This is a genomic window from Paenibacillus catalpae, from assembly GCF_900112695.1.
Lineage (GTDB): Bacteria > Bacillota > Bacilli > Paenibacillales > Paenibacillaceae > Pristimantibacillus > Pristimantibacillus catalpae.
The window spans coordinates 217,810-241,104 of the sequence record NZ_FOMT01000004.1; the positions used below are offsets into that span (position 1 = coordinate 217,810).

Consider the following 23,295-nt stretch of genomic DNA (forward strand, 5'->3'; position numbering starts at 1 on the left):
TTATGACAACGCCATCTGTCTCCCATCTCATTACGCCGGGATCAACCCTTTACTCCCTGATGACCCGCCACAAAGGCGAATTAATGACCGTATCAACCGCTGCCGGCGTCGTACAAGGCATTCTGACGGCATTTGACCCCGCTTATCTCACGCTAACGACCGATACGAACCAGACCAAATACGTGCTTGTCATGAATATCGCATCGTTTTCCTTCGAACCGGCCTATTAACGCAAAAAGAGGGTGTCTCCGGAAGCCCGATCGGCCTCCAGATGCACCCTCTTACTTTTTACACTTCCGAATAATCAATCTCGAGGAACGCTTCTACTTCTTTCACCCAACGCTCTTCTACAAAGCTTACATGCAGCGGATGCGCATTATAAGCCTCATAGGCCGCCTGGTCAGCGAACTCCATCGAGAATCCGAATTTGTAATCATTCTTCGGGCTGACTTGACGGAATACGCGGAACTGCTGAACAGCGGGAATGGAGCTTAGAATCGCTTTGCCGTCCTCAAGAAACTTCTGTTCCAGTTCAGAGCCTTCGGCATGCTTCAAGGTAAAAATAACGGAGTGCTGAATCCATGTTGTTGCGGGCAATTGCTTCCTCTCCTTTAGCGCTTTGATAGGCCAAGCCTGCCCTAAGTATATAATTAATAAGGACGGTCGCCAATAATAGAAATCCGTTCCGCAACGCGGCGGTTTGGATAATAATCGGAAGAAGCATAATGCTGGGTGGCGCGGTTATCCCACAGCGCAACCGAATTCTTTTCCCAATGGAAACGCACTTGGTATTCCGGTATGGCCGCTTGCTGGAAGAGGTATTGGAGCAGCTTCTCTCCTTCTTCTTCATCCAGACCAATAATCCGTGTCGTGAATACCGGATTCACAAACAGCGTCTTACGTCCCGTCTCCGGATGTGTCCGGACAACCGGATGCTCTGCTGCAGGGAATTCCGCCTGCTTCTGGGCAAGCAGCTCCGGCGGCATGTTCCGGCCAAATGTCGGAGTAAAATCGTGAATCGCCTTCAGCCCATCAATGCGCTCCTTCACATCCTCGGGCAGGTTATCATAAGCAGCCCCCATGTCCGCCCACAGCGTGTCCCCGCCTTGCGGCGGCACCTCGGACAACCGGAGAACCGCACCTAGGGAAGGTTCAAGGCGCCAACTGACATCCGAGTGCCAGTTATTCTCCTGGCCCTTCATATTGGCATCTTTCTCGAATCGGGTAATTTCGGCGGCTGCGCCTTTTGGCAGGAACGGATGATTCTCCAGCTCTCCCCATTGTCTTGCAAAATTCAGTTGCTGCTGGCTTGTAATATCCTGATCGCGGAAGAAAAGAACCTTCCATTCCAGCAGAGCGCGATGCAGCTCTTCTTTTACTTCCGGCGAAACCTGCTCACTTAAGTCGACTCCTTCAATCTCGGCACCAATAACCGGACCAAGCGGCTTCAGCGTGAATAAGGTGTAAGGACGATCCTCAAGTCCATCAGCCAAACGCTGCAAGAAACGCGGGCCGCCTTGAATTTGGCGTTTCGTAAAAAGATCAAATTGACGGGATGTGTCTACAGTTAATTGAGTCATGGATAATCGCTCCTTTAATTTTTAATATTTATTGGGACAGCTTCTCAAGATAGCTGGAAACGACATGATCCTGGAAGCTAACCTTATTCTTAATGAAGCCGTTGCTGAGCAGGAGCTCCGACGACTTCTGCTGCGCATCCAGCTCTTCCTGCGAGTACGCACGAAGACTAGGGGCGGAGCTTGTAAGCAATGCTTTCACAACACCTGCATCAATCTTCTTCAAATCCGCATAGGTCTGAACCGCTTCGTCGGTATTGGCATTCTGCCAATCAATCGCTTGCTTATATACTTTCAGGAACGCCGTTACAAGCTCAGGATTGCTCTTCGCAAAATCCGTTCTTGCAATAGCAGATACCGGTGCGGCAATTCCTTCATTGGCTCCCGCGATAACAGCCGCTTTACCCGACGCTGTCTCCTTCGTGGTATAAGGGTCCCAGGTTACCCAGGCATCCACCTTGCCGGTCTCGAATGCCGGCAGCGCATCCTCCGGCTGCAGAGCGATAAGATTGACATCCTTGTCGCTCAGCCCATACTTCTCCAGCACCTTCAGCAGAAACACATGTGCCGTCGTTCCTTTGGCAACGGCTATCGACTTACCCTTCAGATCTTCCACCTTTGCAATACCTTTGTCCTTTGGCGTAATAATCGAGTTCGACAGCTTACCATCGCTGAGAAGGGCAATTACCTCAAACGGCAGGTTCGCCGACAAACCGGAGATTGTAGCGCCATCCCCCAGGAAAGACAGATCCACGCGCTTCGAGGCAAGTGATTCGAGCAGCGGAGGCCCGCTCTGGAATTCACTCCAGCTTACATCGGCGTTCAGCTTCTTGAATTCTTCCTCCAGCCAACCCTTTTCTCTGGCCAGCAGGAGCGGCGTTAATCCTCCGTTAATCGCAACGTTGACCGTGATATGCGGCCGTTCCGTTGCTCCGGCATTCGAAGCTGATCCCGCTTCGGATTTCGCATTTGAATCCTTGCTGCCGCAGCCGCCCAGCACCGTAACCAGTGCTATAACCGACAACGCCGTAATCGTAAGCGTACGCAACTTGTTTCTCTTCATAAGCTCCAACTCCCTTAATATAAGTTTATTTATATGTTTAATCGGATTTAGAGAAATAAAAAAATTCGCTTCCATTAACCGTCCCTGTTAGCAAGGTAGGTTACGAAAGCGAATCTCCGGTCGACCAGTCGATTCTCTATTCTCTTATTATGAACAAACTGATAAAGTGATCAATTTGTCATTTGGTGATTCTGATATTACCAGCTGCCTTTTGGACTGTCAACCACTTTTTTCTTATTATTCCAATTTATTTACTAGGATTATTTACAACCAACCTAAGCATGATGTCTATGACAAGATCGGAAGGCTCGCCAAATCCGCGATACTCCCACATGGCCGTATTATGGAACAGCGTCAGCAAAAGCGTTGCCAGCTCAACCGGATTACCTTCGGCAATCGTCCCTTCTGCTTGACCGTCACGCAAAATATCCGCGAGAAGATCGCGGTTCAGATGAACATTCCGGTGTATGGCTTCCTTTTCCTCCGGACTTAACACCTCTGTTGCCTGCGCCTGCAGCACAACCCAATACATCGTTCCGGTCCTGCTGCTGTGCATATATTGGCTGATCAGCCATCTCAGCTTATCAATGACCGTGCCGCTGCCTACCCGCGCTTCCTTCAATAATTCTGTGTACCTTTCTTGCGAGGACTGTACAAGCACCGTCAGAATCTCTTCTTTGGATTCAAAAAAATTATAAACATGACCGTAGCTTAATCCTGCTTCGGTCGCGATATCCGATATTTTCGCCACTGCTACGCCACGCTTCGTAAATACCGACGCAGCTGCCGTTAAGATCTGATTGCGTCGCAGCTCCCTCTGCTGCTGATCCTTGATGACATTCCTGGCCATGGTGTTTGCTCCTTTTAACAACTGATCCTCTCATGAGGTTCTCATACGCTCATTCCTGTTTTCTTCTCATTTCTGTTAGAATGGATAGGCATGAGCAATTAATCGGGGGTTAATAAATGAATTATATTATTCTGGATATTGAATTTAACGGACGCAAATTCGCAAGCGACCTTCCTATGGAAGTCATTGAGATTGGCGCCGTGCGGCTGAATGCCGAGCTTCAGCAGACCGATATTTTTTCTTCTCTGATCAAGCCGGTCTACTTCTCCAAGCTGAATTCCTTCATTAAGAAAAAAACAGGCATTCCGCAGGAAGAAATTGATATAGCACCACGATTTCCGCATGTCATCGGCGAATTCATCAAGTGGCTGGACCGCGGCGAGCAGTTTATAATCCTGACTTGGGGCGGCGAAGACCTGAAGCGGATTATCTATGATACTCGGATGCACAAACTGGACGATGCCTTCTGGCTGTCTATCGATTATCTGGACCTTCTAAAGGGCTATCTTCGCTATAAAAATGTTACAAATGACGTCAGCGTAGAAGCCGCATTAGCCGACCTTAATCTGGTCTCCGAAGGCAATGCCCACCGCGCCTTGGACGATGCAATTATGACGGCAGATGTGTTCCGCGCCGTGTTTGACCATCTGGATTTTGACACCTATAAGCAAAAATATAAGGATCTCTACACCAATGCGAAGGAACGCCGACTTGTCAAAAATGCCGTTCGCGCCATGCGTGCCCAAAAGGCAGCCCCCACCTGGGAACTGCTAGTGAGCAAGCATTTGGAAGGCAAGGTAACCATGACGGACCCACGCAAGGAAGCCGAGCTGAAGGAGTATTTCGAAGCGGAAGCAGCCAAGCTGCCCCCCCGTCCAATCCCGCCGCAGAGCCCTGCCAGTCATTAAATTAACCTTTATAGCTGTCCCGCCATTTGAGCAGACGGCGCTCCAGTACCCGTACAAGCGAGTCCGTGAGTTTGCCTACGGCAGCAAATAGGATAATACCGATAAACACAACCTCCGTACGCATAAACGACCGGGCATCCTGGATCAAGTAACCGATGCCCCGGTCGGCACCCATCAGTTCGGCCACTACCAGCACCAGCCACGCAATACTGATCGAGAGCCGAAGCCCCAGAAGCACATTTGGCATCGCTGCCGGAAGGACAAGCCGGATCATCTGATTCAGCCGTTTGAACTCCAATACCCGCGCAACGTCAAACAGCTTGGAATCGACATTCCGTACGCCAAGAAACGTATTAACGTACAGCGGGAAAAACGCACCTAGAGCAATCAGCAGGATTTTCGACGTCTCCCCAAATCCGAACCATAAAATAAACAGGGGCGTAATCGCCAGCAGCGGCACGGTACGGATCATTTGAACCGTAGGATCGATAATTTCCTCGACCCTGTTGAACATACCCACCGCCAGACCAAAGATAAGCCCCAGGCTGCCGCCAAGCAGGAAGCCAAGCAGCGCTCTAAGCACGCTAATCTCCAGATGACGGAACAGCTCGCCCGAGACGATCATGTCATAGAACTCTTTGACGATGGAAGAAGGAGCCGGGAACAGCATCGGATCCACAATCCCCGTCCCGCTTACATACTGCCAGCCTCCTACGATAATAAGCGGCAGCAGGCTGCCCGTCAGAAGCTTTCTTCCTTTGAAGTCCCCCTGCTTCCTCGTCGCGCGAATAGCAGCTGCCGGTTTTGATGCAACCGGGGACGGCTTAACTCCTTTTAAGGCTTCGGTTGTAAGATTATTAGACATAATTAAATCATCCTTTCTAGGCTCCGGTTGGGCGCTCCGGTTGTTGGGTCGATTGTTCCTTGCGGTTTGTTCCGCGCTCCGGTTGGCGCTCCGGTTGTTCGGTCGATTGCTCCTTGCGGTTTGTTCCGCGCTCCGGTTGGCGCTCCGGTTGTTCGGTCGATTGCTCCTTGCGGTTTGTTCTGCGCTCCGGTTGGCGCTCCGGTTGTTCGGTCGATTGTTCCTTGCGGTTTGTTCCTTGATTAGACGAGTTCATATGTTGGAACAAACACGCAATAGTCACACTCGACCCAACAACCTACGCTGACCGCTAAACAAACACGCAATAGTCACACTAGGGCCGAAACAACCTACGCTAACCGCTAAACAAACACGCAATAGTCACACTAGGGCCGAAACAACCTCCGCTAACCGCTAAACAAACACGCAATAGTAACATTAGGGCCAAAGCAACCTCTGCTAACCGCTAAACAAACACGTAATAGATACACTCGGCCAAACAACCTCCGCTGACCGCTAAACAAACACCACAGTAGTCTCGCTCGGCCGAAACAATCTCCGCTATCACTAGATTGTGTAAGACTCTTTTTCGGGTTCCTCATGATCGAGGGCTCGCAGGACCAGGGTGCGAAGATCCTGGAACGCAGTGCCCGTTCTTTTCCGAGGGAAAGGCAGATCGATTGGCACGATTGTTTTGATCCGGCCGGGACGTGCGTCCAGCACGATAACCCGGTGCGAGAGAAAGACCGCTTCATCGATATCATGGGTCACAAACAGCATCGTTGTGCGGTTCTCCCGCCAAATATCAAGAAGCGCCTCCTGCATATGGCTGCGGGTGAACGCATCGAGCGCGCCAAACGGCTCATCGAGCAGCAGCACCTTCGGATTGCGGAGCAAAGCTCTTGCAATAGCCACCCGTTGGGACATGCCCCCTGACAGCTGCTTCGGATAAGCTTTCTCGAAGCCTTGCAGTTTGACCAGCTTGATCAGCTCATCTACTTTCCTCCGGACATCGGGATTACGAAGGGACAGATCCGCGGCAATGTTCTTCTCAACCGTCAGCCATGGGAATAAACGATGCTCCTGAAAAATAAACCCTTTCTCCTGAGAAGGCTTCTTCACTTGCTCCCCTTCCAGTAGAACACGGCCTTCAATATCGATATCAAGACCCGCTACAATCTTGAGCAGCGTGCTTTTCCCGCAGCCGCTTGGCCCGATGATCGATACAATCTCCCCTTGATTAATGGTCAGCTTCAGCCGGTCCAGAACCGGAACTGCTTCACCCGATGAATGGAAGGTTTTGCTCACATCTACAATTTCCAATAATGCCGTTGACATAGCCGGCACCTCCTCAAATTTTGGTTGCTTCACTCGATTTTAAATTTTCGCATTGGAATAGTGGGAATTAGGGTATAAAAAAAGATCCAATGGCAGCCTTATACAGGCATTCCCATTGAATCTCTGGTTGGTCCAGTCGATTCGATCTCGATTTGACAGACTGACATTTTCGTCAATCCGTATCTGTTGTTACTGATCATAGCGAGAAAGCAAAGGACTGTCAATCGTTTTTTTCAGCGATAATCGCAGGAAACAAAAGTTACAAATTGCTCCCTTTCCCCACCTGTAGTAGTATTACTTGTTGGGGTTTTTATTCTATTTTATTGCATGGGAGAAGTATCATTCATGAATCGCGCATCCAAGTCTTTCTCCGCCTACGAGTTCCTCTATATCGTCGGCATTATTGCCATCTCGTTCTCATCCATCTTCATCAAGTGGTCGAGCGCCGAGCCATCGGTTATCGGCATGTACCGCCTGTATTTGACTATCCTGATCATGCTTCCCCTTGCCTGGAAATATAAACAGGAGCTGCTCTTCCATACGTTCCGCCAGCTTCTGCTGCTATTCGCCTCGGGAGTTATGCTCGCCCTGCATTTCCTGCTGTGGATGTCATCGCTGAACTACACGACGGTAGCAAGCTCAACAATCTTCCTGGCGCTGGAACCAGTTTTGGTCATGCTTGGCTCTTATCTGATCTTCAAAACCAAAGCAAACAAGATCATGCTGATCGGCATGGGCATTGCGATGGTCGGCACCGTGATCATTGGTTCAAGCGACCTTGCGCTGTCAAAAGAAGCCTTATACGGCGATGTGTTGTCGATTCTGGGGACGATTGCCGTAGCGATTCATATGCTCATTGGCAAACAGCTGCGAAGCACCACAAGCGCTTTTGCCTATAACTTCCTGGTGTTTGCGATTGCCGCTACGACCCTTGCCGTCTATAACCTCATACAAGGTTATCCGTTTACCGGCTACAGCAAGAACGAATGGGGCATTTTCCTGCTGCTGGCGATTGTACCAACGTTGTTCGGCCACTATCTGTTCAACTGGCTGCTGAAGTATATGAATGCCACGGCCGTCTCCATGTCTGTGCTGGGTGAGCCGGTCATCGCGTCGCTTCTGGCGTGGGCGCTGCTCAAGGAGGCGCTGACCGGCTGGCAGCTTGGGGCGGGTATGGTCATTTTGTTTGGAGTTTGGCTATTTATGCGTCATGGCAAGGAGTAACTTTCTCACTAGCGAAGCGCCTGCCTTTGTCTTCCCTTTGCAAAATTCAAAAATTTATTCAAGCAAAGGGAAGACAACAGAAGCTGTAACACCGAATGTGCAGACAGCTGTTCAATGATGTTTTCAGATTCGATGTATGATATGACGACCTTTCTACCGGCAGTAAGCCACAACCTTATCGTAGGAGAGAGTGCCTCCAAAGATATCAAGCGCGCTGCCGATCGTGATGTCGAGCTTGCCGTCCGTCAGACGACGGAAGAGATCCAGATCCTCGAACGACCTGGCGCCTCCGGCATACGTGGTTGGGATCCGTACCCAATCCGCGAGCTGCTTCACGAGGCTTTCCAGAATGCCTGTCCGTTTCCCCTCCACGTCTACCGCATGAACAAGAAACTCGCTGCAATACGATTCCAGCTCACGAAGATTCGCTTCGTTCACCTGGAAGCTGCTGAACGTGCGCCATTGATTCGTTACGACATGCCAGCTTCCGTCCTTTTGCTTGCAACTCAGATCGATAACGAGCTTGTCCTTGCCGACCTCGGAGACAATTTTGCTCAGGTTGTCCATATTCAGCTCGCCATCTCGGAAAATATAAGAAGTGACGATCACCTGCGAAGCACCTGCCTCGAGGTATTTTGCCGCATTCTCTGCCGTAATCCCTCCGCCGATCTGCAGGCCTCCCGGGTATTCGCGCAAAGCGGATAATGCCGCCTCTTCATTGCCGCCGCCCAGCATAATCACATGGCCGCCTGTCAGGCCGTCCCGCTTAAACATCGAAGCATAATACGCCGAGTCATGCTCGGAGACAAAATTTTCAACGACATGCTGCGGATTCACATTAAGCGTCTCCCCAACAATTTGCTTCACTTTCCCGCTGTGCAGGTCGATACACGGTCTGAACTTCATGCCATCTCCTCTTTCTCCAGTTCTGTCCCTATATTGTAGCAGAATCATCTTGCGGACGTATGCCGCATAGGCAAATTTTTATGGGCTTCGTAGAAGACAGCATATGTTACACTAGTGAAATAGAGATGATAGACAAAGGAGATTACGGTTGCATGAAGCTTATATCTTGGAACGTTAACGGCCTTCGGGCTTGCGTGAATAAAGGATTTCTGGGTTATTTCAATGAAATGGATGCGGATTTCTTCTGTCTGCAGGAGACAAAGCTGCAGGAAGGCCAGATCACTCTGGAGCTGGGAGAAAACTATCATATGTTCTGGAATTATGCCGAGAAGAAGGGCTACTCCGGCACGGCGATCTTCACCAAGCATAAGCCTCTTTCGGTAAGCTACGGCCTTGGCGAAGAAGATGAGGATAACGAGGGACGGGTCATTACTTTGGAGCTTGAAGACTTCTATCTTGTTACGGTGTATACGCCAAACGCAAGGCGCGACCTTTCGAGACTGGATTTCCGTCTGGAGTGGGAGGAGATGTTCAGAAGCTATCTTACGAAGCTGGATGAGCATAAGCCGGTTATCGTGTGCGGGGACTTAAACGTAGCCCATCAGGAGATCGATCTGAAAAATCCGAAGTCGAACCGCGGCAACTCCGGCTTCACTGACGAGGAACGGGAGAAAATGACGCGGCTGTTAGACGCCGGATTTATCGATTCCTTCCGCCAGCTGTATCCTGACCGGACGGATGCTTATACCTGGTGGTCCTATATGCCAAAAATCCGGGAACGGAATGTCGGCTGGCGTATCGACTATTTCCTTGCTTCTGCAAGACTTGCTCCTTCGATTGTAGACTCCTGCATTGATTCCCTAGTACTTGGCAGCGATCATTGCCCGGTTGTGCTGACTTTGGATATGACAAAGGGACATGAAGCTTAAGGCAACACGTCCCAATCTTCAACATGAATAAACATGCCGTAATCCTTCGGCGACGCTCCCGCTATTTTATTATTGACCACGCCTAGGGAACGAGTCGCATAGACAGACAGTAACGGCACTTCTTCGGCAACGATCTGCTGCAGCCTGCTATAGCTCTGCTTGATATCCGCTTCATCCGTCTCCGACTTCAGGGAGGACAGCAGCTTGTCCACCTCGGGATTGCTGTAACCGTTAGGGTTGCCTTCCTGCAGAAAATACGCCACATCCGGCAGCGGATTAACCAGGGACATCGAGACGGTCATCATGCCGAGATCATAGTCCCTCTCCACGATTTTATGAATCAATGGCGCCAGCTTAACCATTTGAATGTCGGCATGGACTCCAACCTCTTTAAGCTGGTCCGCAATCAAATGCGCCGCCTGCTCCAGCGTGCTGTCCCCGGACAAGACGGATAACGTCAGCTTTGTACCGGGTGTCCAGCCTGACTCTGCGAGCAGGCTTTTTGCTTTCTGCGGATCATATCCCGCCGGTTTGATGGACGGATCCAGATAAGGACTGTAGCTGGTGAACAAACCATCCACCGGCTCACCTGCTCCCCGGAGCAGCTCGTTGACGATTTGCTCCCTGTTAATGGCATAAGAGATGGCTTGTCTTTGCTTTACGTCGGGCAGTTCCCATTTATTGATGTACATGAACTGGGTCGTAATCGAAGGACGGTCTTCTGCCGTCACATTAGAGAGCGATTTGATTCTGCCGTAATCCTCAATCGGGATCGCCCCATACGAAGGTATATTCAGATCAATGTCCCCGCTTTCGAGCTGATCGGCAAGCTCCCTGCCTTGCACAACTTTGAAGTTTAACCGGCTAATTTTAGGAGTTCCCTTGAAATAGGCTGTATTCGCCTTCATCTGGACAAGCTGATCCCGCTCATAGCTGTCGAGATGATACGGTCCGCTTATAACGGCTGATTTTTGCACAAAATCACCATTCTTGATTGCAGTCAGCGGTTCATTCTCAAGTGCTGCCTTCGGGAGAGTCAACAGATACCGTCCGATAGTGTCCCGCATAATGGTTAGGGTTGTTGGTGCTTTGGTCTGGATCGTCAAAGTATGCTCGTCCACCTTATTTACGCCGGCAATTTCGGACTGCCCATCCGGCAGGAAGCCGGCTGAATCCACACCCTCGATAATGGCAAACATATAGGCATAAGTAGAGGAAATTTGCTTATTCGTTATCAGCTTTAGCGTAAAAATAACATCGTCTGCCGTAATGGGACTTCCGTCACTCCATTTGGCAGCGGGGTTAAGATAAATCGTAAAGACCTTATGATCCGTTGTCGTGATGGAATCCGCCAGCATCGGCTTAAAGGCCAGATCTTCATCAAGCTCAAAGAGCGGCAGATACATGAGGCCCGCAATATAGGAAGAGACCTGTCCAATCGGTGACAATGGCGTTATCGCATTGGGCGAATAAGTGACCCCGATATTTATTGTTTTTGCCGTGACAGACGTATTGGCCGAAAAACTGAGTTTACCGCATGCCGACAGGATCAATGCTATGCCTATCAGCAAACCTAGCAGGGAGCGCATACGACTATTGCCATGCATGATGCCTCACTCCTCTTATCCAGAAAATGCCTTTAGACCTAGTTTATCATTATACGGCTATTCGTGGAACCTGCCCCGAAAACGGCTTGGCGACTCCCCCGTCCAACGTTTGAACTGTCTGCTGAAATGAGCAATATTGTTGTATCCGAGCAGGGAAGATATCTCTTCAATCGTTAATTCCGGGTCCATGAGCAGCAGCTTCGACTTCTTCAGCATAATCGTGGATAAATATTGCCTGGGCGATACGCCAAATGCTCTCGTAAACATGCGGTTCACCGAAGAGGTGCTGTATCCGACGGCAGCCGCGACCGAAGTTACCGTATCCTTATCATCCAGATTGCCGCTGCTGCCTATTTCATCTACAGCCTGCTCCAGCATAGCAGCGACCTGTGAGGCAATCTCGGAGTTTCTTATTCCTGCCGGATCCTGATTCAGCCTGGACAAGGTTCCGCTTAAGACGGCAAAAAGCTCAAATAACGCGGATAACATAAACATGCGGGACTCCGTACGCACGACCGGCTCCTCCGAAGCCGTTAATCCGATCAGCTTGTCTAGCGCCGGCCTGATTGCTATGGAGAGTTCGCTGTCGGATGGATAAAAGCAACGTGGAGTTCGGCAAAGCAGCTCACGGAAGGAGGGTTCATCCACATCAAAGTGAAGACAGTAATACGTCATGTCCTCGTCCCCTGACACCCGGCTCTCATGATGGTCACCTGGCCGGAAGAGCAGCAGATCACCTGGTTTTTGAATATAGCTGGTTCGCTCCACGATAAAATCCTGTGTACCTGACAGAACCAGATTAATTTCAAACATCGGATGCTTATGCAGCGGATAGCTCCAGTCCGGTTCAACGGTTCGCAAATGAGCTCCAAACACGCGGAAAGTAGAGTCCATATCGGGCAGCATAAACTCCCTTTTTTGTCGTTCTTTTTGCTCCATTCCAAACTCCCCTCTCATTTATTTCCCAGCCTGATTGATTTGGGTAAATACTCTCTCGCTATGGATATGGGATACCGTCCAAATCACTGATAATATATAGCTATTATAACACATCAGCTATCCGAGACAGTCGTTAAAGAAGGGTAACTCATTCCTTCCTCCTGTCTTTTCAATAGCTTATTTCCTGAACCGATGAGAGGAGAATTTTGTCGATATGACTACTATTTACAATCCTATACTTCCCGGCTTTAATCCGGACCCTTGCATCTGCCGTGCAGGCGAGGATTATTATATTGCGGTGTCGACTTTCGAATGGTTCCCTGGCGTTGGAGTCTACCATTCCAAGGACCTGAAAAACTGGCGGCTTGCCTCCCGTCCATTGAACCGTCTCAGCCAGCTGAACATGATGGGCAACCCCGATTCCGGCGGTATTTGGGCACCTCAATTATCCTATAGCGACAACCAATTCTGGCTGATATACACCGATGTGAAAGTCGTTGAAGGACAATGGAAAGACTGCCATAACTACCTCGTTACCTGCGATACCATTGATGGCGAATGGTCCGAACCGATTCATATGAACAGCTCCGGCTTTGATCCTTCCCTCTTCCATGATGAAGACGGCAAGAAGTATTTCGTTAATATGCTGTGGGATCAGCGCGTGGGCAATCATCCGTTTTACGGTATTGTGCTGCAGGAATACAATGCGGCTGAAGAGCGGCTTGTAGGCAAAGCGGAAGTGATCTTCAAAGGCACGGACATTAAGCTGACCGAAGCTCCTCATTTGTACAAAATCAACGGCTATTATTATCTGCTGACCGCTGAAGGCGGCACCAAATATGATCATCAAGCGACGATCGCACGTTCAAAGGATATCCGCGGACCATATGAAGTTCATCCGGACAATCCGCTTATCTCTTCGTTTGCGCATCCGCGTATTCCGCTGCAAAAAGCGGGACATGCTTCGATTGTCCATACCCATACGGATGAGTGGTTCCTTGTCCATCTGGTCGGACGTCCGCTCTCGCGGGAAGGACAGCCGCTGCTTGATCCGCGCGGGTTCTGCCCATTGGGACGCGAGACGGCGATCCAGCGTCTCGAATGGAATAACGACTGGCCATATGTCGTAGGCGGCAATAAACCGTCTCTGACCATTGAAGGACCAAATATGGAAGAAGTCGTGTGGGGACCGGATTTTCCGGAAAAGGACGAGTTTGATTCGGAGACACTTAACCTGCATTTCCAAACGCTGCGCATTCCGCTTGGCGAGAAGATCGTTTCCTTGAAGGACAACCCGGGCCATCTGCGCCTCTATGGCAAAGAATCTCTGACGTCGAAGTTTACGCAAGCCTTTGTGGCACGCCGCTGGCAGCATTTCAACTTCACGGCGGAGACGAAGGTGGCCTTTAACCCGACGACGTTCCAGCAATCGGCTGGTCTGGTGAACTATTACAATACGCAGAATTGGACATCCTGCCAGATTACCTGGCATGAAGAGAAAGGCCGTATTCTCGAGCTTGTTGCCTGCGACAACTTCTCGTTCTCGCAGCCGCTGCAAGGAGCGGAGGTTGTTATTCCGGAGAGCGTGGACTATGTGCATATTCGCGTCGATGTAACGGAGCTGACTTACCGCTACTCGTATTCCTTCGATGGCGAAAGCTGGACGACACTGCCGGTTACATTCGACTCGCATAAGCTGTCGGATGATTACATCCAGGGCGGCGGCTTCTTCACCGGCGCATTCGTTGGCATGCAGTGCCAGGATACGTCTGGGCGGAGTCAGTATGCGGACTTTGACTATTTTGTTTACAAAGACAACTGAGCTCAGGGAGACATCTGAGCTCGTCATGGCGGGAAAAGTTCTCCTTCCAGCTCACCGAAATTTCGTCAATATCTAGCTAGTTTCCGAAATTCGGTGTGGCGGTTGCCCGTGTAAAATTTTGAATATACTCATTTAACGAGATTTCACACGGACAAAGGCAAGCGCTACGCTCCTCCAGGAGAAACTTTTCCCTCTATTCCTCGCACGTTGTCTTATTTTTTTGGGGACAGAATGGACGAAAGGAAGGAACCCAATGTAGGGTCCCTTCCTTTCTTTCTGTGTAATAGAGAAATATACACCTCATAGTTAGGATATTATTTCTTGTAATTGTATGGGCATTCCATTACCTTGATTACAAGATCATCTTAAGGAATGGTGAACCAATGACAAGAGACGATTTGAGCAAAATCATCGAACGGCGTGAAGAAGGACGAGCGAAGCAGGATCAAGTGATTTTAGCCGAGGTTCGAGAGCAATTGTTAGAGCTGCTTACTGATTATCCCGATGATGCGGAGATTAATTATCAACTGGGGATAGCCTATGACAATTCCGGTCTTGGAAATAAAGCGATCCCCTGTTATGTTCACGCCATTGAACGGGGCTTGTCTGCCCCGGATCTAGAGAGATGCTTGATGGGCCTCGGGAGTACATACCGATACTGGGGGCAATACGATAAAGCGGTCGAAACGTTACGCAGAGGCATGCAGGAATTCCCGGAGAATCGTGCGATTCAAGTGTTTCTCGCCATGGCCCTGTATAATAGCCAAAGCTATAAGGAAAGCGTTGAACTGCTGATCACCAATTTAATGGAAAGTACGACGGACGAAAAACTGCATTATTTTAAACGCGGAATTTTGGCCTATAAGGAAGACCTTGATGAAACAGCCGAATAAAATAGGGCGGTAGTCTTTCTGTGGCTACCGCCTTATTTATTGGGGATGGTTTTCTGCATGTCTGCGAGTGACATTTAATGATTCTTTCATGCTCCAATCCTTGTCGATCAACTCAACCACAAAATGATCGTGAATGGTATCACGCTCATCATACCTCCAGGTACAAGTCCAAATATCCCGCTCCCCAGATGAATCACAAATCAGTTCCCGAAATTCCCATTGTTGGGTTCCAGTCGGAACTCTCCACACTTTTATTCTCTGGGCATGAGAGATTCTAACAATGATTTTCATCTCTCCATCCCCCTCCGGCAGATAAACCCAATTACCTTCAGGTGCGGGAACCGTTTCGATCGTCATATGAGGGAATGCTTGCACCTTCGCAGAAAACAAAAAAAACAGCATGAGTGAAAAAAATATCTTTGTTGGCATGGTAATCCCTCCTGAAAATAACATGCCCATTTTTCCTCAATAGAACTACCCGCTAAGCATCGCTTCGAACAGATAGTCAATCCATAACGTTAATTTGATTGTATTGTGCACAATACAATATGACCTACCCTACTTTTGCCCTAGTTCTCTTTAACCTACTTTACAATACCCTATCACCATTCACTAGAAAGGCATGGTAAAATATGGCCGAAATGATATACAAATAGTTGTTGGGAGGAATGGATGGTGGAGAGATTGCTTCAAGTGAGACACAGATGGCTGAAGTTGCTATTAATGATGCTTTTGGTAGTGCCGGTTCAGTATCAATGGACAAGCAGCAGCGCTCATGCGGAGGGACCAACGGATCCTGCCCCATACATCGATGCGAAGGTCGTCAACGAGAACGCAGGCAAAAAGGTTTTGTTCGACAACACTCACGCACAAACAGCTGGAGCAGCCGACTGGGTGATCGACGGCGGGTTCTCGGACTTTGCCAATGCGCTTGCAAGCAACGGCTACTATGTCAAAGAGCTGCGCAAGACAACTGCATTTACGTATGATGACCTGAAGGATTACGACGTTTTTGTCATTGCGGAACCTAACGTTCCTTTCAAAACAACAGAGCAAGCTGCCATGGAGCAATATGTGGAAGGCGGCGGCAGCATCTTTTTCATCGGTGACCATTACAACGCCGACCGTAACAAGAACCGCTGGGACGGCTCGGAGTCCATTAACGGTTATCGCCGCGGCGCATGGATGAATCCGGCCAAAGGCATGAGCACGGAAGAAGCAAGCTCCGATGCGATGCAGAATGTCGCAAGCTCGGACTGGCTGGCGGATAACTTCGGCATCCGCTTCCGTTACAATGCCCTTGGCGACATTAACGCAACAAACATCGTTGCCCCTAACCAGGCTTTTGGCATTACAGAGGGCGTATCGTCCGTAGCCATGCATGCCGGTTCAACACTGGCCATCATTGATCCCGCAAAGGCAAAGGGCATAGTATACCTGCCGCAAACCAACGAAGCATGGGGAAGCGCGGTTGACCAAGGCGTTTATAACGGCGGTGGTGTAGCGGAGGGTCCTTATGTAGCCGTCTCCAAACTTGGCGGCGGCAAAGCGGCTTTTATCGGCGACTCCTCGCCGGTGGAAGATGTAACGCCAAAATATTTGCGCGAAGATACTGGCGCAAAGAAAACGACTTATGACGGCTTTAAAGAAGCAAATGATGGCGTATTGCTCGTGAACGTAATCGATTGGTTGTCGACGAAAGAGAGCTATACCAGCTTTAGCGACGTAAGCGGCCTGCAGCTCGACCAGCCTACGGCTTTACTTTCATCAGAGACCCCTTCCCTGTCAACAGAGCCTCAAGCAGAACCTTGGGCTGCGCCAAATGCCGGCTACAAATGGTATGACCGCTCAACCTTCAAGGCAGGTTCTTTTGGCGGCGCAACAGCTGTTTCCAACCCTGCTTACAGCTTTGTTCATCAAGCGGTGCTGCCAAACAGCGAAGAGTTCCCGATTCGTGTAGTATTTAATAACCTGGCTCCTAACTCGACGGTCAACGGTTACCAGATTGGCATTTATTTAGTAAGCGGCGGCACCCAAATCGCACAGGTACAAAACGCGGACGGAACATGGCCGACAGCCTACGGCTACAGCGCTAACTTCAGCGTGACGGCCGATGCAACGGGACATGCCTACAAGGATTTGAACGTCCGGGTGAAAGCCGGCACGACCGCCGCATCTAATCTTCGTCTCAGACAAAACGGCACCAACTTGGTGACGGAAGCAGTCACGCTTGGCAATGTAACCGCTGAGCCGCTTCCGGGAGATGAAGGCGGAATTCCCGCCAAAATAACAATCGCGGAATCCCGTGCCAAAACCGTTGGCTCGAAGGTAACCGTTGAAGGTGTCGTGACGACGGAGCCTGGTCTTTTCGGCGGGCAAACCTTTTACTTGCAGGACAATACAGGCGGTGTTTATGTCTACCAGAATGCAGCCGGCTACCATCAAGGCGATGTTGTCAAAGTAACAGCGGCCACTGCACTGTACAATACGGAGCTTGAGCTTACGGATATCATTGCTATTGAAAAAACAGGGACGGCAGCATTGCCGTCTCCTGCCCTGGTAACCGAAGTGAACAGCTCCAATCAAGGCCAGCTGCTGCAGCTGATGGATGTTACCATTACGAATATCATTTCAGCAACACCAGCGGGTTCATTTGAATTTGATGCTGTCAGCGATAACGGAACGACCAACCATATCCGGGTCGACGGACGTACGGGCCTGACGCAAAGCAGCTTCCCTTATACCGCCGGCCAAAAGGTTGCCATAACCGGCGTAGCTGCCATTTTCAAAGACATCTACCAGCTCAAACCACGCGGCCTTTCCGATTTTGTTCTTACACAGCCTTCGGACAACGTTCCGCCAACAGCGGCGGCTTCGTTGTCCGCCACTCCTAATGAGGCTGGCTGGTTTAACCAAGACGTGGAAGTGACCGTGACATCTGCAGATAATGCAGCCGGTACAGTAAGCAGCTTTTACTCGCTGAACAGCGGCAGCTTCTCCGATTACGCGACGCCTGTTGCCGTAACAACGGAAGGCGATAATACTTTCGCTTATTACGCGGTTGATGCGGCAGGCAACAAAAGTATTCCGGCTGCCCTGCAGATCCCTCTGGACAAAACCGCACCATCAGCAGCACTAACGCAATCTGGCGGAGAAGTTTCGGATGTTGTAGAGACCGCAACCCTTCGCTTCGAACTAGCAAGCAGCGATTCCCTCTCCGGCGTTGCATCGGAACAATTGCTCCTGGACGGCGGCGTTATTGCAAACGGATATTCCGTAGCAGCTTCCAAGCTTGGAGTAGGGACTCATACGGTAAAATATACGGCAACGGATAAAGCTGGCAATGCAGCTAGCGCAAGCTATACGTTCAAAGTGACGAGTAAACCACTGGCTACCGGCGTTCCCGGAACGCCGGTCCTCTCCCATAACAATGGCTGGGACACAGGTCTTCAAGACGGGAGCTACACCGTAACGATGAACCTGTGGTGGGGCAATAACGGTACGGAGTACCGGCTGTACGAGAATGGCGTATTAATCGATACGGCAGAGCTGAAGGATGCTTCACCTTCTTCCCAAACCGTCCAAACCGATATTTCAGGCAAAGCAAACGGCATCTATACGTACACGGCCGAATTAGTTAATACCTACGGCAAAACGGTCAGCAACACGCTGATTGTAAAAGTAACGGACGCCTCCCCGGGTAAAGCGGTATTATCCCATGATAACTGGGATCAGAACGGCAGCTACAACGTGGCCATGAACCTGTGGTGGGGTACAAACGCCACAGAATACCGCCTGTTCGAGAACGGCGTACTTATTGATACGCAATCGCTGGAGGCAGCAACTCCTGCATCGCAAAACGCCGTAACCGTCGTTTCGGGCAAAACGTCCGGCACCTACGAGTACCGCTGTGAGCTCGTAAATGCAGCGGGTGTTACCTCCAGCGATACGATTACCGTCACCGTGAAGTAAAAAAAACCGTCTCCCTCTATAGGAAACGGCCGGCCTATAATCTAGAAGCCCCTGCCTTCTCACAAGGTAAGGGGTTTCTGTTTTCTTTAGCTTTTTATTCGAACGATAATCTTCCCCTTGAAATCCCCTTCGCCAAAATAACGAAGTGCTTCCGCTGCATCGTCCAATCCGTATTGCCGATCAATAACAGGCATAACATGGCCCGCTTCCACAAGCGACTTCCATACATTCTGATCCTCATGGTTTGGCTTATGGATTAGAATCGTCATTTTCTTCTTTTCAAATCTGCCGATCAGCGGTGCCGCGAGCAGAGTCTGAAGAAGGCGCGGCATTAAGCCGCCAATCATAACATACGTGCCTCCTGTCTTAAGCGCGCGTTTTACTTCGAAGACGGAACGGGTACCTACCACATCAAGGATCAGGTCGTATTGCCGTCCATTTGCGGTGAAGTCCTCTTTCGTATAATCCAATACATGGTCTGCCCCAATGGACAGCAGCAGATCCCGTTTACCTGCACGGTCGACAGCAGTTATCTCTGCCCCAATACATTTGGCATATTGAACAGCAAACGTACCAACGCCGCCGCCAGCCCCATTAATCAGAATCTGCTGACCTTTTTGCAAATTTCCTTTGTCCCGCATCCCTTGCAAGGCAAGAACGGCTGCTTGGGGAATGGCTGCCGCATACTCGAAGCTTAGTCCTGCGGGCATTGGGGTCAAAGCGTCTTCGCCAGCGCATACGTACTCCGCAAATCCTCCCCAGCTGCAGCCGGACAGATCCCCGAACACCTCGTCGCCAGGCTGGAACCGAGTGACAGCGGAACCTATCGCGGTGATTTTCCCTGCAACGTCCGCACCAAGAATGGAATAACGCGGCTTTCGAAGCCCGCCAAGTCGGTTTATGTACGGCTTCCCGCGGAGCAGATCCCAATCCCATGAATTCACCGAGGCGGCATGAACCTCGATCAGCACTTCATGATCTTTCGGCACAGGGACATCTACCTCTTTAATCTGAAGAACCTCAGGTGAACCGTAAGTTTCATAGACCATCGCCTTCATCGTACGTGCCATCTGGCCGTCCTCCCTTTTGCCGATCCTGAAAAATCAAAGCTTATCCATTGCCCGGGTAATCTGCTTCATAAGAAGGGGATTATCTTTATTGCCAGACCAGTAAACAGCGATCAAATTGTTTTTTTTGAATAAATGTGGATACAAATCCTTTAACTTTATCGGAACGGGCGTTCCATCTTCTCTCTCGATACGGATTCGTTCTTTTTCAGAAGAAAATACATAGAGCAATAAAAATTCACGATGTGCCATATCGCCTGTCGGCAAGGTTAATTCAAGAGGTACGGGTGCTTTTCCATTTATTTCAATACCCGTGGATGCCAGCTGTTCCGCCTCCTCCAGCGTTATCTCCTCAACTTCCAAGCCGTTTTTTTCAAGAGCCCGACTCACATCATCGGCAGTAAATGCTCCTTTGCCCGCACAAGCTGTCAACAAAAGGACTAGCGCTAGAATTAAGACCCCTAATTGCTTCTTCATATCATCATACCTCTCCAAACCGTCTCCTTATATCCATCTGAAAAAGAAGGAATAGTCCACTTTCACATTGTTCTTCCCCGCCCACTCCGCGATATCCGCAATACCCCTCTCTTCCTTGTCCACGTACCTGAAGCACATGCGAATCGGAACGATTCTTGCGCCACGCGGCTTTATTCCGATAATCGGGTGAACCGAATCCCGCCTGATCATGATCACTTCAATCTGTTCCGCTGTTATCGCTCGTCCGTTGAGCAAGATCGCATCATCCTGGAGGCTAAGATCAATGGGCTTCTTCATTGCGCGAAACAGGGACCACAACAATACGCCGGCACATAAACAGAAGAATACTATTCCCAGGACATGCAGGACCGTATTATCTTCATTTGCCCGTAACTCACTAATAAGAAAGAGTGAACACAGCACCGTCATCGCGAAAATATTTTTCATTCCTGAAGGATTTCTGACCGTGTGTTTGAATGGCTGAAGCTCCACTTTCACCAACCTCCTCAGATCGTGAATATACTGCGAGATTATATATTACTATTCAATAAACAGCTAAATCATCCTGCTTAAAAGGAAAGCTTCTGCTTGAACACTTACTTGACAGTCCCTGGTTACGAGTGTAATCTTTGACTATGAATTCCACTAGGGGCGCCCGTAAGGGCTGAGATAAGGCTAAGCCTTGGTCCCTTTGAACCTGATCTGGGTCATGCCAGCGTAGGAAAGTGGTCTTGTGCGCGTCAGCCAAATGCGAGAAACGGGGTGCTATGATCATCTGCCCGTTTCCATTTGTGTAGATCTCGACACCTCAAGCCGCTCCCGACGGGGCGGCTTTTATTTGTTGCCGGCGATAGTCCGGCCGCTTTTGAAAGCTGTCTCGGGGAGCGACCGGGCTTTTGGCGGGCTTTGCCTTGCCAGGGCGAGCTTTGCCGCCCTTTCGTCGTATCTAACCTGCTGAACGATGCGTGCACATTTCTCATTTCCCGAAGCAAAGGCCTCCTAGTGGACATTTAATCCATGAAATGTTCTGAGGAGGTTTTTTGTGATGCCGATTTTATCAACATCCCTGCCGGGCAGCTGCAAAACGTATGTTAGAGGATCCAGAGATGACATTCGGGTTCCCATGCGCGAAATCGCATTATCCGACAGCCAAGGGAAAGACGGAAAGCAACAACCGAACGAACCTGTACGCGTGTACGACTCGAGCGGCCCCTATACGGACGAGTCCTATGAGGCTGATGTACGAAAGGGACTCCCTGAACTACGTAACGGGTGGATCAACGATCGCGGCGACACAAAAGGATATGAAGGCCGAATAATCAGACCGGAAGACAACGGATTTGCAACTGAGGAACGCGCGAAGGAAAAAGGGGCGGAAATCTTCCCTGGCCTGAACCGCCGGCCTCTCCGGGCAAAGCCGGAGCGAAACGTGACACAGCTTCATTACGCCCGCAAAGGCATCGTCACTTCGGAGATGGAGTTTATTGCGATTCGCGAAGGGGTCGATCCAGAGCTTGTGCGCTTGGAAGTGGCTCGCGGGCGGGCAATTATTCCGGCGAACATCAACCATCCGGAACTCGAGCCCATGATCATCGGGAGCCGTTTCCATGTCAAGATTAACGCCAACATCGGCAATTCCGCCGTCGCTTCTTCAATTGAAGAGGAAGTCGAGAAAATGACGTGGGCGACCCGTTGGGGAGCGGATACAATTATGGACTTATCCACGGGCAGAAACATTCATACGACCCGCGAATGGATTATTCGCAACTCCCCCGTTCCCGTTGGCACGGTGCCGATTTACCAAGCGCTTGAAAAAGTGAACGGAAAAGCGGAAGATCTGAGCTGGGAAATTTTCCGCGATACGTTGATCGAGCAGGCTGAACAAGGCGTCGATTATTTCACCATTCATGCCGGCGTACTGCTGCGTTACATCCCGCTTACGGCCAAACGGGTTACCGGCATCGTTTCCCGAGGAGGTTCCATCATGGCGGCCTGGTGTCTCGCGCACCACAAGGAGAACTTCCTCTATACCCATTTCGAAGACATTTGCGAGATTATGAAAACCTATGATGTATCGTTCTCGCTGGGGGATGGCCTTCGTCCGGGCTCCATCGCAGACGCTAACGACGAAGCTCAATTCGCGGAGCTTAGGACGCTTGGAGAACTGACGGAAATCGCTTGGAAGCATGATGTTCAGGTCATGATTGAAGGTCCTGGCCACGTTCCCATGCATCTGATCAAGGAAAACGTCGATCTCCAGATGGAGCTTTGCAAGGAAGCTCCATTTTATACTCTGGGTCCATTGACGACAGACATCGCACCGGGCTACGACCATATCACGTCGGCGATAGGAGCGGCGATGATCGGTTGGTTCGGCACGGCGATGTTATGCTATGTAACCCCGAAAGAACATCTGGGTCTCCCGAATAAGGAAGACGTTAAAGACGGTGTTATCGCCTACAAAATAGCGGCGCATGCCGCGGATCTTGCCAAAGGACATCCGATGGCAAAAACTCGTGATGACGCACTATCGAAGGCAAGATTCGAATTCCGCTGGCGCGACCAGTTCCATTTGTCACTTGATCCGGAACGGGCGATAGCCTACCACGACGAGACGCTGCCCGCCGAAGCGGCGAAGACAGCGCACTTCTGCTCGATGTGTGGACCGAAGTTCTGCAGCATGCGAATCACGCAGGATATCCGGGAATACGCTGAAGCACGCGGGCTAGATAACGAAGAGGCTCTGGAAGCCGGAATGAAGGAAAAGGCGGATTCGTTCAAAATGTCCGGAAGCAAGCTGTATCGTTGATCTCAAACAAAAACAACCGTTTCCCACCAAAGGGAAACGGTTGTTGTACAAG

22 protein-coding genes and 1 riboswitch are annotated in these 23,295 nt (G+C 50.2%); of the genes, 8 read left to right on the forward strand and 14 right to left on the reverse strand.

From position 1 onward, the window contains the following. Positions 1-2: 2 nt before the first annotated feature. Complete coding sequence (locus tag BM200_RS18720) at positions 3-230, forward strand: DUF2642 domain-containing protein (RefSeq protein WP_091188184.1); 228 nt, start codon at positions 3-5, stop codon at positions 228-230. A gap of 58 nt (positions 231-288) precedes the next feature. Here BM200_RS18720 and BM200_RS18725 read toward each other — a convergent pair whose 3' ends face one another. The 4 genes from BM200_RS18725 to BM200_RS18740 all read right to left on the reverse strand — a co-directional run bounded on the left by BM200_RS18725 (position 289) and on the right by BM200_RS18740 (position 3,490). Beyond that, positions 289-597 (reverse strand): Dabb family protein, encoded by a 309-nt coding sequence (locus BM200_RS18725; protein ID WP_091188185.1) that lies wholly within the window; start codon positions 595-597, stop codon positions 289-291. Between the two features lie 53 nt (positions 598-650). Beyond that, the gene (locus tag BM200_RS18730; protein WP_091188186.1) at positions 651-1,580 is read right to left on the reverse strand and encodes a TauD/TfdA dioxygenase family protein; all 930 of its coding nucleotides are present in this window, start codon (positions 1,578-1,580) and stop codon (positions 651-653) included. A 28-nt stretch (positions 1,581-1,608) separates the two neighbouring features. Beyond that, the gene (locus tag BM200_RS18735; RefSeq protein WP_091188187.1) at positions 1,609-2,640 is read right to left on the reverse strand and encodes an aliphatic sulfonate ABC transporter substrate-binding protein; all 1,032 of its coding nucleotides are present in this window, start codon (positions 2,638-2,640) and stop codon (positions 1,609-1,611) included. 247 nt (positions 2,641-2,887) lie between these two features. Further along, entirely contained in the window at positions 2,888-3,490 is a 603-nt protein-coding gene (locus BM200_RS18740) for a TetR/AcrR family transcriptional regulator (RefSeq protein WP_091188188.1), read from the reverse strand. A gap of 116 nt (positions 3,491-3,606) precedes the next feature. Between BM200_RS18740 and BM200_RS18745 the strand changes: the two genes are divergently transcribed. After that, positions 3,607-4,398: a 3'-5' exonuclease gene (locus BM200_RS18745; protein ID WP_091188189.1), complete on the forward strand. Its 792-nt coding sequence runs from the start codon at positions 3,607-3,609 to the stop codon at positions 4,396-4,398. 1 nt (position 4,399) lies between these two features. On the opposite strand, the gene BM200_RS18750 is transcribed toward BM200_RS18745, so the two are convergent. From BM200_RS18750 to BM200_RS18760, 3 genes are all read right to left on the reverse strand, one after another. After that, entirely contained in the window at positions 4,400-5,263 is an 864-nt protein-coding gene (locus tag BM200_RS18750) for an ABC transporter permease (RefSeq protein WP_091188190.1), read from the reverse strand. A 16-nt stretch (positions 5,264-5,279) separates the two neighbouring features. After that, on the reverse strand, positions 5,280-5,543 hold the full coding sequence (locus BM200_RS18755; protein WP_091188191.1) for a hypothetical protein: 264 nt from the start codon (positions 5,541-5,543) through the stop codon (positions 5,280-5,282). 284 nt (positions 5,544-5,827) lie between these two features. Continuing rightward, a complete protein-coding gene (locus BM200_RS18760) occupies positions 5,828-6,598 on the reverse strand; it encodes an ABC transporter ATP-binding protein (protein ID WP_091188192.1) in 771 nt (256 codons plus the stop codon). A gap of 345 nt (positions 6,599-6,943) precedes the next feature. On the opposite strand from BM200_RS18760, the gene BM200_RS18765 reads away from it, so the two are divergent. Beyond that, positions 6,944-7,822 (forward strand): DMT family transporter, encoded by an 879-nt coding sequence (locus tag BM200_RS18765; RefSeq protein ID WP_091188193.1) that lies wholly within the window; start codon positions 6,944-6,946, stop codon positions 7,820-7,822. 153 nt (positions 7,823-7,975) lie between these two features. On the opposite strand, the gene hisA is transcribed toward BM200_RS18765, so the two are convergent. Next, a complete protein-coding gene (gene hisA, locus BM200_RS18770) occupies positions 7,976-8,728 on the reverse strand; it encodes a phosphoribosylformimino-5-aminoimidazole carboxamide ribotide isomerase (RefSeq protein ID WP_091188194.1) in 753 nt (250 codons plus the stop codon). Between the two features lie 152 nt (positions 8,729-8,880). On the opposite strand from hisA, the gene BM200_RS18775 reads away from it, so the two are divergent. Further along, positions 8,881-9,657, forward strand: a complete 777-nt coding sequence (locus tag BM200_RS18775; RefSeq protein WP_091188195.1) for an exodeoxyribonuclease III — start codon at positions 8,881-8,883, stop codon at positions 9,655-9,657. On the opposite strand, the gene BM200_RS18780 is transcribed toward BM200_RS18775, so the two are convergent. Beyond that, a complete protein-coding gene (locus tag BM200_RS18780) occupies positions 9,654-11,264 on the reverse strand; it encodes an ABC transporter substrate-binding protein (RefSeq protein WP_091188196.1) in 1,611 nt (536 codons plus the stop codon). The two genes, BM200_RS18775 and BM200_RS18780, sit on opposite strands and share 4 nt — an antisense overlap. Before the next feature lie 57 nt (positions 11,265-11,321). Beyond that, on the reverse strand, positions 11,322-12,203 hold the full coding sequence (locus BM200_RS18785) for a helix-turn-helix domain-containing protein (RefSeq protein ID WP_091188197.1): 882 nt from the start codon (positions 12,201-12,203) through the stop codon (positions 11,322-11,324). A 214-nt stretch (positions 12,204-12,417) separates the two neighbouring features. Between BM200_RS18785 and BM200_RS18790 the strand changes: the two genes are divergently transcribed. After that, the gene (locus BM200_RS18790; protein WP_091188198.1) at positions 12,418-14,025 is read left to right on the forward strand and encodes a glycoside hydrolase family 43 protein; all 1,608 of its coding nucleotides are present in this window, start codon (positions 12,418-12,420) and stop codon (positions 14,023-14,025) included. A 383-nt stretch (positions 14,026-14,408) separates the two neighbouring features. Next, a complete protein-coding gene (locus tag BM200_RS18795; RefSeq protein ID WP_091188199.1) occupies positions 14,409-14,918 on the forward strand; it encodes a tetratricopeptide repeat protein in 510 nt (169 codons plus the stop codon). Positions 14,919-14,954: 36 nt separating this feature from the next. Here BM200_RS18795 and BM200_RS18800 read toward each other — a convergent pair whose 3' ends face one another. Continuing rightward, positions 14,955-15,347 carry a hypothetical protein gene (locus tag BM200_RS18800; RefSeq protein WP_091188200.1) on the reverse strand — a complete coding sequence of 131 codons (393 nt, stop codon included), beginning with the start codon at positions 15,345-15,347 and terminating at the stop codon, positions 14,955-14,957. A gap of 294 nt (positions 15,348-15,641) precedes the next feature. Here BM200_RS18800 and BM200_RS18805 point away from each other — a divergent pair, with 294 nt between their 5' ends. Further along, complete coding sequence (locus tag BM200_RS18805) at positions 15,642-18,890, forward strand: OmpL47-type beta-barrel domain-containing protein (protein WP_245773108.1); 3,249 nt, start codon at positions 15,642-15,644, stop codon at positions 18,888-18,890. An 86-nt stretch (positions 18,891-18,976) separates the two neighbouring features. Here BM200_RS18805 and BM200_RS18810 read toward each other — a convergent pair whose 3' ends face one another. The 3 genes from BM200_RS18810 to BM200_RS18820 are packed head-to-tail and all read right to left on the reverse strand — an operon-like array spanning position 18,977 to position 20,926. Then, the gene (locus BM200_RS18810; RefSeq protein ID WP_245773085.1) at positions 18,977-19,960 is read right to left on the reverse strand and encodes an NAD(P)-dependent alcohol dehydrogenase; all 984 of its coding nucleotides are present in this window, start codon (positions 19,958-19,960) and stop codon (positions 18,977-18,979) included. A 33-nt stretch (positions 19,961-19,993) separates the two neighbouring features. Further along, positions 19,994-20,434, reverse strand: coding sequence for a hypothetical protein (locus BM200_RS18815; RefSeq protein ID WP_139230808.1), 441 nt, complete (start codon positions 20,432-20,434; stop codon positions 19,994-19,996). A gap of 27 nt (positions 20,435-20,461) precedes the next feature. Beyond that, positions 20,462-20,926 (reverse strand): hypothetical protein, encoded by a 465-nt coding sequence (locus tag BM200_RS18820; protein ID WP_091188202.1) that lies wholly within the window; start codon positions 20,924-20,926, stop codon positions 20,462-20,464. A 145-nt stretch (positions 20,927-21,071) separates the two neighbouring features. Then, positions 21,072-21,175: riboswitch (TPP riboswitch) on the forward strand. Between the two features lie 304 nt (positions 21,176-21,479). Between BM200_RS18820 and thiC the strand changes: the two genes are divergently transcribed. Further along, positions 21,480-23,243 (forward strand): phosphomethylpyrimidine synthase ThiC, encoded by a 1,764-nt coding sequence (gene thiC, locus BM200_RS18825; protein ID WP_091188203.1) that lies wholly within the window; start codon positions 21,480-21,482, stop codon positions 23,241-23,243. Positions 23,244-23,295 lie beyond the last annotated feature (52 nt).

Bases quoted from the DNA above. Each gene is read 5' to 3' on its own strand.
- BM200_RS18720 (WP_091188184.1), top strand. From the start codon at position 3: ATGACAACGCCATCTGTCTCCCATCTCATTACGCCGGGATCAACCCTT.
- BM200_RS18730 (WP_091188186.1), bottom strand. From the start codon at position 1,580: ATGACTCAATTAACTGTAGACACATCCCGTCAATTTGATCTTTTTACG.
- BM200_RS18735 (WP_091188187.1), bottom strand. From the start codon at position 2,640: ATGAAGAGAAACAAGTTGCGTACGCTTACGATTACGGCGTTGTCGGTT.
- BM200_RS18740 (WP_091188188.1), bottom strand. From the start codon at position 3,490: ATGGCCAGGAATGTCATCAAGGATCAGCAGCAGAGGGAGCTGCGACGC.
- BM200_RS18745 (WP_091188189.1), top strand. From the start codon at position 3,607: ATGAATTATATTATTCTGGATATTGAATTTAACGGACGCAAATTCGCA.
- BM200_RS18750 (WP_091188190.1), bottom strand. From the start codon at position 5,263: ATGTCTAATAATCTTACAACCGAAGCCTTAAAAGGAGTTAAGCCGTCC.
- BM200_RS18760 (WP_091188192.1), bottom strand. From the start codon at position 6,598: ATGTCAACGGCATTATTGGAAATTGTAGATGTGAGCAAAACCTTCCAT.
- BM200_RS18765 (WP_091188193.1), top strand. From the start codon at position 6,944: ATGAATCGCGCATCCAAGTCTTTCTCCGCCTACGAGTTCCTCTATATC.
- hisA (WP_091188194.1), bottom strand. From the start codon at position 8,728: ATGAAGTTCAGACCGTGTATCGACCTGCACAGCGGGAAAGTGAAGCAA.
- BM200_RS18775 (WP_091188195.1), top strand. From the start codon at position 8,881: ATGAAGCTTATATCTTGGAACGTTAACGGCCTTCGGGCTTGCGTGAAT.
- BM200_RS18780 (WP_091188196.1), bottom strand. From the start codon at position 11,264: ATGCATGGCAATAGTCGTATGCGCTCCCTGCTAGGTTTGCTGATAGGC.
- BM200_RS18785 (WP_091188197.1), bottom strand. From the start codon at position 12,203: ATGGAGCAAAAAGAACGACAAAAAAGGGAGTTTATGCTGCCCGATATG.
- BM200_RS18790 (WP_091188198.1), top strand. From the start codon at position 12,418: ATGACTACTATTTACAATCCTATACTTCCCGGCTTTAATCCGGACCCT.
- BM200_RS18795 (WP_091188199.1), top strand. From the start codon at position 14,409: ATGACAAGAGACGATTTGAGCAAAATCATCGAACGGCGTGAAGAAGGA.
- BM200_RS18800 (WP_091188200.1), bottom strand. From the start codon at position 15,347: ATGCCAACAAAGATATTTTTTTCACTCATGCTGTTTTTTTTGTTTTCT.
- BM200_RS18805 (WP_245773108.1), top strand. From the start codon at position 15,642: ATGATGCTTTTGGTAGTGCCGGTTCAGTATCAATGGACAAGCAGCAGC.
- BM200_RS18810 (WP_245773085.1), bottom strand. From the start codon at position 19,960: ATGGCACGTACGATGAAGGCGATGGTCTATGAAACTTACGGTTCACCT.
- BM200_RS18815 (WP_139230808.1), bottom strand. From the start codon at position 20,434: ATGAAGAAGCAATTAGGGGTCTTAATTCTAGCGCTAGTCCTTTTGTTG.
- thiC (WP_091188203.1), top strand. From the start codon at position 21,480: ATGCCGATTTTATCAACATCCCTGCCGGGCAGCTGCAAAACGTATGTT.